We start from the raw sequence: 12,573 nt of genomic DNA, 5'->3' as shown, positions 1-12,573 counted from the left end.
GGTTATTCGGGACAGAAGCCGCGCTGGCCCGTTGCCTTTCGGCGCGGGACAGCGCAGCTTCCACTCTCAACAGGCTAGCGGCTCAAGGCTTTCCGCCAGTTCTTCCACCAGTGCGTCGATATCTTGCTCGGCCTGAGCCAGCGAGGCCTGCAGGCGCTCGTCGCCAAACTCGTCGTACTCCACGGCGATACCGTGCACGTCCGTAATACCCAGGTAACCGAACACGGTACGAATATGTGGCTCGACATGGTTGGCCTGGGCCATGCGCTCGCACGGTTCGTAGCCGTAGTCGCCGCGGGAACTCAGCACCACCAGGCGCTTGTGCATCTCGGTCAGCATTGGCCAGTAGGGTAGCCCCTGGCGCGAGCGGTCGAAGCCGAAGGTGCGTCCCACCCGCACGATGTTGTCGATATAGGCCTTGAAGCCGGCGGGCACGCCGAAGTTGTACATCGGCACGCCGGCGACGATTACGTCGGCCGTCAGCAGTTCGTCGACCAAGGCATCGCTCTCTGCGAGCACTTCATGCATCCAGGGTTCGCGCTGCGCCGGCTGGGTGAAGGCGGCGTGGATCCATTCACCGGTGACGGGGCTCGGCGGGTGCTGGCCGACATCGCGATAGACGATGCGATCGCCGGGGCGCGTCTTCTGCCACCAAGCGACGAAGTGGGCACTGAGGCGACGGGAGTGGGAGCCGTGGGGATCGATGCCGGAGCGACCGGGACGGGCACTGGCATCGATATGCAGCAGGGTAGCCATAGGAGTATCCTCAAGACAGTTCAATGCATGATTGACGCTTCGAAGCATCGATCCCTGAGCAATGGCTGACAAACGAGCAATATTCGCCAGACAGACAAGGTGAACTAACTCATGGAGAGGCCATGAATCGCCGACGGCTGCCTCTTTCCCAACTGCGCGCCTTCGAGGCGGCCGCCAGGCATCGCAGCTTCAAGCGTGCCGCCGAGGAACTGGCGGTGACGCCGGCGGCCATCAGCCACCAGGTGCGCGAGCTGGAGGAACAGCTGGGAGTGGCACTGTTCGAACGCCGTACCCGGCAGGTGGTGCCTACCGCGTCGGCGGAAGCCCTCTATCCTGTGCTGCGCCAAGGCTTCGATGCCTTCAGCGACGCCCTCGACACGCTGCGTGAACGGTCGTCGCCCGATAGCGTGACGCTCTCCTGCACGCCGGCCTTCGCCAGTCAGTGGCTGCTGCCGCGCCTGGCCGGTTTTCATGACCTTCATCCCGATATCGATCTGCGCATCCACGCCAGCGAAGCCCCTCTGGACCTCGAGCGGGGTTTGTCACTGGCGATTCGCTACGGCATGGGTCCCTATCCGGATCATGAAGCGATGGAGCTGGCGCACGACAGCTTCGCTCTGGTCGCCAGCCCAAGTCTGGGCCTGGCGCGAGTCGAGGATCTCAAGGCAGTGCGCCATATCGTCTTCGACTGGTACTGCCCGACGCTGGGGCTACCATCGTGGACTCACTGGTGCCAGGCTGCCGGCTGTGCGCTCACCGACCTGGGGCCCAGCTTGAGTTTCTCCGACGAGAGCCATGCGGTGCAGGCGGCCATCGCCGGGCAGGGGGTAGCGCTGCTGAGCCTGACCCTGGTGCGGGCGGAACTCGAGCGCGGCGTCTTGCACGTGCCCTGCGGCCCGAGACTGCCAGGGCTTCGCTATCATCTGTTGATGAGTCGCGCGCAGGCCGACCATGCCGGGCTCAAGCGAGTCGCGGCTTGGCTGAAAGAGGCCTTTGCGCTGGAGCCTAGGGTAAACGACGCCGTGGATGCCTGAACTTCACAGGCCGAAAATTTGCTTGCTCGCCAGTGCGCGGGCTGGGCATGCTGAGTAAGTTATTGTCTACGAGGGATAAAGCCTTGATACCGCTGACCGATCTGCTGCTTTTTGCCACGGCCGCCCTGATCGTGGTGCTGACGCCGGGGCCGAACATGATCTACCTCATCTCGCGTTCGATCTGCCAGGGGCGAGCCGCGGGCGTGATCTCGCTGTTCGGCGTACTGGCCGGCTTCCTGGTGCACATGCTGGCGGCGTCCGTCGGCCTGACCGCGCTGTTCTTGGCCATCCCGATGGCCTACGAAATACTCAAGTGGCTCGGTGCCTTGTACCTGCTCTTCCTGGCCTGGCAGGCCGTCAGGCCGGGCGCACGCTCGCCCTTCGAGGCGCGCACGCTCCCCGCAGATCGGCCTCGCAAGCTGTTCCTGATGGGCTTTCTGACCAACCTGCTCAACCCCAAGATCGCCGTGTTCTACCTGGCGATCTTCCCGCAGTTCGTCTCGCCCGAGCATGGCCCCGTCTTTCTCCAGAGCCTGGTGCTGGGATTCACCCAGATCGGGGTGAGTTTCACGGTCAACCTGGCAATCGCCCTGTCGGCAGCAGGCATCGCCACTTGGTTCCAACAGCGCCCGGCCTGGCTGGCCGTGCAGCGCTACGTCATGGGCGGCGTGCTTGCCGGCATGGCAGCCAAGCTCGCCGCGGAGCCACGCCACGGCGTCTAGGGTGCGCGCGTCGCCACGGCCTGATCGGACACTTTGCTTTATTCAGGTCTGCTCTAGGCGTTGCCCGTCCTACGTACACCTGCGGCCAGCTCGCGAACCAGGCCATGCACCGCCTCGACGGCGCCGCGCCGTGTTTCGGCGCTTTCGATGCCCTCCACCAGAGCCGAGCCGACCACCACGGCATCGCTGAATCGGCCAATTGCTGCCGCCTGTGCGGCAGTGCGAATGCCGAAACCGACCGCAATCGGTAGGTGGCTATGCTCGCGCAGTTGACCCACCATGCGCTCGACATCCTGTAGCGCCGGGGCGCTACCACCCGTAATGCCGTTCACCGAGACGCAATACAGGAAGCCCGAGGCCTTCTCCAGAACCAGGGGAAGCCGCTTGCTGTCGGTGGTCGGCGTGGCGAGACGGATAAAGGCAATGCCGTGCTCCCTGGCGGGCAGGCACAGCTCGTCGTCATGCTCGGGCGGCAGGTCGACCACGATCAGGCCATCGACTCCGGCATGGGCAGCATCCTTCAGGAATCGCGCCACGCCGTAGTGGTGTATGGGGTTGTAATAGCCCATCAGCACCAGCGGCGTTTGCGACTCCTGGCGGCGGAAGGCGTGCACCATCTCGAGCGTCCGGGTCATGTCCTGTCCGCCCTGGAGGGCGCGTAGCGCTGCCTTCTGGATCGTGGGCCCGTCGGCCATGGGATCGCTGAATGGCATGCCGAGTTCGATCACGTCGGCGCCAGCCGCGGGCAGCCCCTTGAGGATTTCCAGCGAGGTCTCGAAGTCGGGGTCGCCGGCGGTGACGTAGGTCACCAGGGCAGGCCTTTTCTCCGCCTCGAGCGCGGTAAAGCGCTCGTCGAGGCGAGTGGCGTCGTTCATGGGGCTCTCCTTGGCGGCGTTCATTGAAAATTCTCCCCGAGATGTTGGGCTACGCTCATCATGTCCTTGTCGCCTCGTCCGCTCAGGTTGACCACCATGAGGTGATCGCTGGGCAGCGTCGGCGCGCGCTTGGCGACCTCGGCCAGGGCGTGGGCCGATTCGAGCGCCGGAATGATTCCCTCCTGAAGGCAACAGCACTGGAATGCCTCGAGCGCTTCGTCGTCGGTGATCGAGACGTATTCGACGCGTCCCCGTTCATGCAGCCAGGCGTGCTCCGGGCCGATGCCGGGATAGTCGAGCCCGGCGGATATCGAGTGGGCATCGGTGATCTGGCCATCCTCGTCCTGCAGCAGGTAGGTGCGGTTGCCATGCAGTACGCCGGGCACGCCGCCGCTGAGGCTCGCCGCGTGCAGGCCGGTCTCGAGGCCCTTGCCGCCGGCCTCGACGCCGACCATCCTGACCGCTTCGTCGGCGAGAAAGGGGTGGAACAATCCCATGGCGTTCGAGCCACCACCGATGCAAGCGACGAGGGAATCGGGCAAACGTCCTTCCTTCTCGAGGATCTGTGCACGGGTCTCGCGCCCGATCACCGCCTGGAAGTCACGCACCATGGCGGGATAGGGGTGCGGCCCGGCCACGGTGCCGATGATGTAGAAGGTCTCATCGATATGAGTGACCCAGTCGCGCAGCGCCTCGTTCATTGCGTCCTTGAGCGTGCCGGTACCCGTCGTGACCGGAATGACCTCGGCGCCGAGCAGCTTCATGCGGAACACGTTGGGTTGCTGGCGTTCGATATCGGCCGAGCCCATGTAGACGACACAGGGCATGCCGAAACGTGCCGCCACGGTGGCCGTGGCGACGCCGTGCATGCCGGCGCCAGTTTCGGCAATGATGCGTGTCTTGCCCATGCGCTTGGCGAGCAGGATCTGGCCGATGCAATTGTTGATCTTGTGCGCGCCGGTATGGTTGAGTTCCTCGCGCTTGAGATAGATTTTTGCGCCGCCGAAGTGCTCGGTAAGACGCTCGGCATAGTAGAGCGGGCTGGGCCGGCCAACGTAGTCGCGCTGGAAGTAGGCGAGCTGGCGCTGGAACTCGGTGTCTTTTCGTGCCGCATCGTATTCGGCCTGAAGATCGGTAATCAGCGGCATCAACGTCTCGGGGACGAAGCGACCGCCGAAGCGGCCGAACAAGCCATCGGCATCGGGCTGCATCGAGTAGTCGGTCATGGGTTGCCTCGAAGGGTCATGGAACGTTCGATGAAACTAGCGCAGACAGGCGGGGCGAAAAATCGATAAGATTGCCGCTACATGTGAGCCTGGTTCACAGATAGATGCTCAACTCCATGCCTTCTCTCAGCGCCTTGCGTGCCTTCGAGGCTACTGCCCGGTTGGGTAGCGTCACGGCCGCTGCGCATGAACTCAGCGTGACTCATGGTGCGGTCAGTCGACAGCTGCGTAGCCTGGAAGAACACTTCGGTGTAGCGCTGTTTGCCAAGGCAGGGCGAGGCCTGGAACTCACAAGCCACGGGGAACGGCTACAGCGCGGCGTTGGCGAGGCATTCGTCCGCTTGCGCGATAGCTGCGCGCAGTTGAAGCGTGACGTCGAGGGGGCGCCATTCATCCTGGCCTGCCCGGGAAGTCTCCTGGCGCGCTGGCTCATTCCCCGGCTCGATCATCTGAATCGTGAACTGCCCGAACTCAAGCTGCATGTTGTCTCCAGCGAAAGCGAAGCTACCCCCGGTAAGGACGAGGTCAGCGCGACGCTGACGTTTGCCGCACCGCCGTGGCCAGCCGACGTGGAGGTGTGCGAGCTTGCCGCAGAGCATATCTGTGCGGTCGCGAGCCCGCAGTTGGCCGCTCGGTTCGATCCCACGCAGCCGGCGACGCTGTTCAACGCCAAGCTGCTGCATACCGCCTCGCGGCCGCAGGCCTGGCCGCAGTGGGCAGGCGCACAGGCACTCGACCCGGCGCGCCTCGGCCGGGCGCTGGACGAGGGGCAAGGCTTCGATCATCTCTATTACCTCATAGAGGCGGCGGTGGCCGGGTTGGGCATAGCGATAGCGCCCCGGCTGCTGGTCGAGGACGACCTGCGTATGGGGCGCCTCGTTGCACCATGGGGGTTCGTCGAGACACCCGCTCGGCTATGTCTGTGGCATGCTCCCAGTGGCGATCGACGGCGTAGCGGCCGGCTAATCGAGTGGCTCGAGCGCGAACTGGGCGACATGCTAATGCCGTAATAATTGATCTCTCCCTGGGGAAGGGCATCGCGTTTCGCCCATCCCTCGATTACGTTGTAGGAAAGCGATATCCCGGAGCGCCCATGCCGCTCGATGTCTTCCATCCTGCCGTCAGCCAGTGGTTCGAACGCGATCTCGGTGCGCCCACCGAGGTGCAGGCGCACGCCTGGCCGGCCATTGGCGCGGGCGGCCACGTGCTGATTGCCGCACCCACCGGCTCGGGCAAGACGCTGGCGGCATTTCTCGCCGCCATCGATAGTCTGGTGCGACGCGGGCTCGAGAGCGAGCTGCCCGACGAGACCGTGGTGCTCTACGTTTCGCCGCTGCGCGCGCTGTCCAACGACATCCAGCGCAACCTGCAACTGCCCATCGCCGGTATCGGCGAGGTGCTCTCGACAGATGGCCGGGCGCCGCCCGAGGTCCGTGCATGGGTGCGCACCGGGGATACTTCCTCCTCGGAGCGCGAGCGCATGCGCAAGCGTCCGCCGCATATCGTCGTCACCACGCCGGAATCGCTTTACGTGCTGCTCACCTCCGCGTCGGGGCGACAAATGCTCTCAACCGTGCGTACGGTGATCGTCGACGAGATCCATGCTGTCGCCGGCACCAAGCGCGGCTCGCACCTGGCGCTGTCGCTGGAGCGCCTGGCGGGGCTGACGTCGCAGCCGCCGCAGCGCATCGGGCTGTCGGCGACGCAGAAGCCGGTCGAGGCGGTGGCGGCGTTTCTCGCCGGCGGCGCTGACTGCACCATCATCGATACCGGCCATGTGCGCGAGCGCGACCTGGCCATCGAAGTGAGCGGTTCGCCGCTTACCGCGATCATGGCCAACGAGGTGTGGGAGGAGGTCTATGATCGCCTGGCGGCGCTGGTTCGGGAGCACTGCACCACGCTGATCTTCGCCAATACCCGGCGGGTCTGCGAGCGGGTGGCCCGCCACCTGGCCGATCGGCTGGGTGAGGAGTGGGTGACCTCGCATCACGGCAGCCTGGCCCGCGAGCATCGCCTGGACGCCGAGCAGCGCTTGAAGCAGGGCGAACTGCGCGCGCTGGTGGCCACCGCCTCGCTGGAGCTCGGCATCGACATCGGCGAGGTGGACCTGGTCTGCCAGCTCGGCTCGCCGCGCTCGATGTCGGCCTTCCTGCAGCGGGTGGGGCGCTCCGGCCATGGCGTGGGGCGCGTGCCCAAGGGGCGCCTGTTTCCGCTGACCCGCGACGACCTGGTGGAAAGTACGGCATTGATGGGTGCGGTGCAGGCCGGCGAGCTCGATCGGCTGCACATCCCCGAGGGGCCGCTCGACGTACTGGCTCAGCAGATCGTTGCCGAGGTTGCCGGGGCGGGGGAAACCGATGAGGCGGAACTGTTCGAGCGCATCCGTGACGCCTGGCCCTACCGGGCGCTGACGCAGGAGAGCTTCGACGCGGTAGTGCAGATGCTCGCCGACGGCTACACCACCCGGCGCGGACGGCGCGGCGCCTACCTGCATCGCGACCTGGTCAACGGCCGCCTGCGTCCGCGGCGCAACGCGCGGCTCGTCGCCCTGACCAACGGCGGGGCGATTCCCGACCATTTCGACTACGACGTGATCCTGCAGCCCGAGGAGATTCGCGTCGGTACCGTCAACGAGGATTTCGCCTTCGAGAGCATGCCGGGCGATATCTTCCAGCTCGGCAATCAGGCCTACCGTATCCTGAAGCTCGCCACCGGAAAGCTCTATGTCGAGGACGCCCGCGGCGCGCCGCCGAGCATCCCGTTCTGGTTCGGCGAGGCGCCGGCGCGAACCGCAGAGCTCTCCGAGGCGGTGTCGCGGCTGCGCGAAGGCCTCGACCGGCAACTGGCCGAGGGCGACGAGAGCGATGGCCAGCAGTGGCTGGAAGCGGCATATGGCCTCACGCCGGCCGCGGCCGAGCAGCTGGTGCGCTACCTCGCCGTGTCGCGGGCGGCGCTGGGAGTGATTCCCACCCAGCGGCACCTGGTGCTGGAGCGCTTCTTCGACGAGGCCGGCGACATGCACCTGGTGCTGCACGCGCCGTTCGGCTCCAAGCTCAACCGCGCCTGGGGCCTGGCACTGCGCAAGCGCTTCTGCCGCAAGTTCAACTTCGAGCTGCAGGCGGCAGCGCTGGAGGATTCCATCGTGCTGTCGTTGGGCCCGACGCATAGTTTTCCGCTCGACGAGGTATGGGCCTATCTCAACAGCAAAACGGTACGCGAGGTGCTGATCCAGGCGCTGCTCGACGCACCGATGTTCGGCCTGCGCTGGCGCTGGAACGCCTCGGTGGGGCTTGCCGTGCCGCGAACCCGCAACGGCCGACGGCGCCCGCCGCAGCTGCAGCGCCAGGACTCCGAGGATCTGCTCTCGGTGGTCTTTCCCGACCAGCTAGCCTGTGCCGAAAACCTGGCCGGGGCGCGCGAGTTACCCGACCATCCACTGGTCAACCAGACCCTGCACGACTGCCTGACCGACGCCATGGACATCGACGCGCTGGAGCGATTGTTGGAACGCCTGGAAGCCGGCGAGATCGCCGTCAGCGGACGCGACCTGGCGGTGCCTTCGCCGCTGTCGGAGGAAGTGGTCAACGCGCGGCCCTATGCTTTCCTCGACGATGGCGCCCAGGAGGAGCGGCGTACGCTCAGCGTGCGCACCGGCGATGCGCTCGACGTAGCCGACGCTGCCGCCTCGGCGCGCTATGCGCCTGAAGTGATCGCCCGCGTGCGCGAGGAGGCCTGGCCGACACCGCGTGATGCCGACGAGCTGCACGATGCCCTGGTGATGACGGGCTTCCTTGCCGCACGCGAGACCGATGCCGACTGGCGGCCCTGGTTCGAGGTGCTCGCCGAATCGCGCCGTGCCACCATGGTCAAACCGCTTGGCGGCGAGCCGCTGTGGGTGGCGGCGGAGCGCCTGGGCGAACTGCTCGCGATTCATCCCGAGGCGCTACTCGAACCGATGATCGACGCGGTGGGCGAGGCGCCGGAAAGCACCGATGAGGCACTGGTCGAGCTGCTGCGTTCGCGGCTGGAAACGCTGGGGCCGGTAACGGCGGCAAATCTGGGAGCGCCACTCGGCGTATCGCTGGATCGCACCATGGCCGCGCTGGCACGCCTCGAGGTCGAGGGCTTCGTGCTGCAAGGGAATTTCCTGGGGGGCAGCGAGGTGGCCTGGTGCGAGCGGCGCCTGCTGGCACGCATGCATCGCTACGCCATCGACCGTCGCCGCGCCGAAATCGAACCGGTGAGCATTCAGCACTACCTGCGCTTTCTGCTCGACTGGCACGGCCTCACCGAACGGCCGGAGGGGGCCGAGGCGCTGGTCGGAGCGGTGGAGCGACTGGAGGGGTTCCCGGTAGCGGCAGGAGCCTGGGAGAGCGACGTGCTGCCGGCCAGGGTGGCCGATTTTTCACCGCGCATGCTCGACCAGCTGCTGGCCAGCGGGCGTTTCATCTGGCTGCGCCTGCTGCCACCTCGAATCGCCGAAGGCGACGAGCGCCAGCGCCCCGGACCGCTGCGCAACACCCCGGTTGCCCTGATCGACCGCCAGGCATTGGCCGACTGGCGCCAGGCGGCGCCGGCCCCTGAGCTCGATAGCTTGCCGCTCTCCGGCGGGGCGCGCCGGGTACTGGAAACGCTGCAGGGCGGCGGGGCGATGTTCTTCGCCGACCTGCTCGGCCCCGCCCACATGCTGCGCACCCAGGTCGAGGAGGCACTGGGCGAACTCGCGGCGTGGGGCCTGATCACTTCCGACAGCTTCACCGGCCTGCGCGCGTTGATCGCCCCGGCCAGCAAGCGCCCGCCGATTGCCGCGAGCGGGCGCAGGCGGCGTCGCCATGCGCCGGGCGTAGACGCTGCCGGGCGCTGGTCGTGGCTACCTGCCCCCGAGCGCGAATCGTCCGCCGAGAAGCGCCGTATCACGACCGACATGGAGAGCCTGGAGCATATCGCCTGGGTGCTGCTGGAACGCTATGGCGTGGTGTTTCGCCGCGTGATCGAGCGTGAGCCGGCATTGCCGCCGTGGCGTGAGCTGCTGTATGTCTATCGCCGCCTGGAGGCGCGCGGCGAGATACGCGGCGGGCGCTTCGTGCAGCAATTCGCCGGCGAGCAGTTCGCCCTGGCCGAAGCGGTGGGCGGACTCAAGGCCATGCGCCGGCGCGAACCGGACGGCACGCGAAGCGTGGTGGCCGCCGCCGACCCGCTCAACCTGATGGGAATTCTCACGCCCGGGACACGGCTACCGGCCGTTTCGGGCAACCGCCTGCTCTATCGTGACGGCGTGCCGGAGGCAGTGCTGCAGAACGGTGAGGTGCACTTCCTCGAGACGCTGCCCGCCGAGGAGAAGTGGCAAGTACAGCAGTTGTTGCGGCGGGGTCCGGGACAGCAAAAGCCCCTGACACCTGAGGTGCCAGGGGCTGCGATATCGATGCGTTGACGATCAGTCGTGCCGCGTGCGATTCCGGTAAGGATCGCGTTCATCCTCCTCGATACGCACTTCCTTGCGGATGAGGTGCCTCTGCTTCTCGCTCATGGTGAAGGCCAGAGCCAATAGCGCCACCGCGGCCACGCTCACGGTCAGCATTTCGATGATACCCATGCGCATGTCCTCCTGCGGGTGAATGGGGCGACCCTCGGGACTTCACTGTCCCTTACGAGAGGTGTGCCTACGAACTGAGGGTGGCAGTTTTCTCGCTGGCCGACAAATGCTTTGACCCCATGGCAGCGACTAAGTTTTAACGTTTCGCCATGAGATGGCCACTAGCCGCCGACCCGGACCACGACCTTGCCGAATGGTCCGCTATCGAGCCGCTCCAAAGCCGCCGGCAGGTCGTTGAACGAGAAGACGCTGTCGACGACCGGCTCGATGCCGGTGTGGTCGACGGCAGCGATCATGTCTTCGAATGCCCGACGATGGCCGACACCGATCCCTTGTATCGTGGCGCGCTTCTGCAGCATGGGCACGACGGGAGCCGTCATCTCGAGGCCCTCAAGGATGCCGATCTGGGAGATGCGCCCACCCTGGGCCAGCGCTTCCAGGGATTGCGCCAGGTTGTCGCCGCCTACCAGTTCGAGAACATGATCCGCCCCGTGTCCGGCGGTCAGCTCCTGCACCCGGGCGCCCCAGGCTGGTGTGCCGTACCGGTTAATGCCGTATGTCGCCCCCAGAGCCAGCGCTCGGGACAGCTTCTCATCGTTCCCAGTCGTCACGATCACGCTAGCGCCGTGAGCCCGTGCGAACTGCAGGCCGAACAGCGCCACGCCGCCGGTGCCTTGAACGACCACGGTCTGGCCGGCATGCAGCTTGCCGTTTTCCACCAGCGCGAACCAGGCGGTCAGGGCGGCACAGGGCAGGGTGCTGGCCTGGATGGCATCCAGCGACCGTGGTGCCGACACCGCCCACTCCTGGTCCAGCACCACGTACTCGGCGAGCATGCCGGGCAGCGGTCCGCCGAGAGGCGCATAGGCCGAGTGATAAGCCCCCTCTCGCCAGCCCGGGAAGAAGGTGCTGAGCACCCTGTCTCCGAGCGCGAAACGAGTTACCTCCGGCCCCAGGCCGACCACTTCACCGGCCATGTCGGAGGCTGGTATGAGCGGAGCGTTCAGCGCCATGCCCATGCCGTTTTCCACCATCAGCCTGTCGCGGTAGTTGAGCGCCACCGCCGATACCCTGACCAGGATTTCGCCGCGTTGCGGGGTGGGGACGGTGGCGTTTACCCGCGCCAGGTGCTCGCGACCGTATTGCGCCAGTTCCCAGCGCTGCATGTTGGTTGGCATCTGTCCTGTCTCCGTCTGTATCCCTAATGGGGTGAGGGAGACAGTATATTGGTGCGCTAACTTCCGTAGTGGCGCAAAATAATAGCTTCAGTGGAGAGAAAATAGATTCAATGAGGGGCTTATGGCAGACCGGCTGAGCGGTATTGGTGCTTTCGTGGAGGCGGCAGAGGCGGGCAGCTTCGCTCGAGCCGCGGAGCGCATGAGCCTGTCGCGCTCGGCGGTCGGCAAGAGCATCGCCCGGCTGGAAGAGCGGCTGGGGACGAGGCTGTTCTACCGGACGACCCGCAGCCAGAGCCTGACCGATGATGGCCAGGCATTCTATGAACGCTGTGTGCGCGCTCTGGCAGAGCTGGAGGCCGCCGAGTCGGTGCTGGACGATAGCCGGCGAGCCCCCACGGGGCGTCTACGCATCAGTGTGCCGGTGCTGTTGGGGCGCCGCTGCGTGACGCCTGTCGTGCTCGATATCCTGCGCCGTTACCCTCAGTTGGGACTGGAGATGTCTTTTACCGACCGTCGGGTGGATCTCGTGGAGGAGGGCTTCGACCTGGTGGTGCGGTCCGGTGAGCTTCCCGACAGTGCCGGCCTGGTGGCGCGTCGTATCGGCGTGCAGAAGCTGGTGGTATGTGCCTCTCCGTCCTACCTTGCCGAACGTGGCCGTCCGCAGGCGTTGGCTGAGCTGAGCGGCCATGAGGTCATCGTCTACGGCCGTGCCGGCTGGAGCAAGGCATGGAATTTTCTCGACGCCAAAGGGGAGGCGCGTGATCTGCAGTTCAGCAGCCGTATTCACCTGGACGATCTCGAGGCGATTACGGACGCAACGCTGGCGGGGGAGGGCCTCGCCTGGCTGCCCGGCTGGCTGGTGGCCGAGCACCTGCGCTCGGGAGCCCTGGAGCGTGTGCTGGAGAACGAGACGTCGCGCGACTTCGATGTACATGTCGTCTGGCCGCAGTCGCGTCACCTGCCGATGCGGGTACGTGTCGTCATCGACGAGTTGATTCGGCGAATACCTGGATTCATGGCTTTTTAGCACGGAGCCGTACCGGTATTGCTTTTTGTACCCGTTTAGTGAAATATATTTTCAAGTATATACTTCTGGCTAATGCCTTGGGTGGTTTTACGTAGTTCTACGGATCCCCCTGTCCGTGTCGATAACTAATAAATATCACTAAGGATGAATTGCGTAATTTCC

10 protein-coding genes are annotated in these 12,573 nt (G+C 65.6%); 5 read left to right on the top strand and 5 right to left on the bottom strand.

Annotated features, from left to right (window positions below; all coding sequences use genetic code 11):
* Window positions 1-66: 66 nt before the first annotated feature.
* Window positions 67-756 (bottom strand): FMN-dependent NADH-azoreductase, encoded by a 690-nt coding sequence (locus HBJ55_RS05160; protein WP_167111712.1) that lies wholly within the window; start codon window positions 754-756, stop codon window positions 67-69.
* Window positions 757-878: 122 nt separating this feature from the next.
* Between HBJ55_RS05160 and HBJ55_RS05155 the strand changes: the two genes are divergently transcribed.
* Both HBJ55_RS05155 and HBJ55_RS05150 read left to right on the top strand, forming a co-directional pair.
* A complete protein-coding gene (locus tag HBJ55_RS05155) occupies window positions 879-1,790 on the top strand; it encodes a LysR substrate-binding domain-containing protein (RefSeq protein WP_167111710.1) in 912 nt (303 codons plus the stop codon).
* Between the two features lie 83 nt (window positions 1,791-1,873).
* Window positions 1,874-2,512, top strand: coding sequence for a LysE family translocator (locus tag HBJ55_RS05150; protein WP_167111708.1), 639 nt, complete (start codon window positions 1,874-1,876; stop codon window positions 2,510-2,512).
* A 53-nt stretch (window positions 2,513-2,565) separates the two neighbouring features.
* Here the strand turns inward: HBJ55_RS05150 and trpA are convergent, their stop codons facing one another.
* Window positions 2,566-3,387 carry a tryptophan synthase subunit alpha gene (gene trpA / locus HBJ55_RS05145; protein ID WP_167111706.1) on the bottom strand — a complete coding sequence of 274 codons (822 nt, stop codon included), beginning with the start codon at window positions 3,385-3,387 and terminating at the stop codon, window positions 2,566-2,568.
* Between the two features lie 20 nt (window positions 3,388-3,407).
* Window positions 3,408-4,613 (bottom strand): tryptophan synthase subunit beta, encoded by a 1,206-nt coding sequence (trpB, locus tag HBJ55_RS05140; protein ID WP_167111704.1) that lies wholly within the window; start codon window positions 4,611-4,613, stop codon window positions 3,408-3,410.
* Between the two features lie 104 nt (window positions 4,614-4,717).
* Between trpB and HBJ55_RS05135 the strand changes: the two genes are divergently transcribed.
* Window positions 4,718-5,623, top strand: coding sequence for a LysR family transcriptional regulator (locus HBJ55_RS05135; protein WP_167111702.1), 906 nt, complete (start codon window positions 4,718-4,720; stop codon window positions 5,621-5,623).
* A gap of 83 nt (window positions 5,624-5,706) precedes the next feature.
* Complete coding sequence (locus HBJ55_RS05130) at window positions 5,707-10,044, top strand: DEAD/DEAH box helicase (protein WP_167111700.1); 4,338 nt, start codon at window positions 5,707-5,709, stop codon at window positions 10,042-10,044.
* A 3-nt stretch (window positions 10,045-10,047) separates the two neighbouring features.
* On the opposite strand, the gene HBJ55_RS05125 is transcribed toward HBJ55_RS05130, so the two are convergent.
* Both HBJ55_RS05125 and HBJ55_RS05120 read right to left on the bottom strand, forming a co-directional pair.
* Window positions 10,048-10,206, bottom strand: a complete 159-nt coding sequence (locus HBJ55_RS05125; RefSeq protein WP_167111698.1) for a hypothetical protein — start codon at window positions 10,204-10,206, stop codon at window positions 10,048-10,050.
* Window positions 10,207-10,367: 161 nt separating this feature from the next.
* Window positions 10,368-11,384, bottom strand: coding sequence for a zinc-dependent alcohol dehydrogenase family protein (locus tag HBJ55_RS05120; protein ID WP_206022239.1), 1,017 nt, complete (start codon window positions 11,382-11,384; stop codon window positions 10,368-10,370).
* Between the two features lie 121 nt (window positions 11,385-11,505).
* Between HBJ55_RS05120 and HBJ55_RS05115 the strand changes: the two genes are divergently transcribed.
* A complete protein-coding gene (locus tag HBJ55_RS05115) occupies window positions 11,506-12,411 on the top strand; it encodes a LysR family transcriptional regulator (RefSeq protein WP_167111696.1) in 906 nt (301 codons plus the stop codon).
* Window positions 12,412-12,573 lie beyond the last annotated feature (162 nt).

This window comes from Billgrantia bachuensis (assembly GCF_011742165.1).
Classification (GTDB): Bacteria; Pseudomonadota; Gammaproteobacteria; order Pseudomonadales; family Halomonadaceae; genus Halomonas; species Halomonas bachuensis.
The sequence above is the reverse complement of the archived record's forward strand: the minus strand, read 5'-3'. Positions and strand labels throughout refer to the sequence as shown.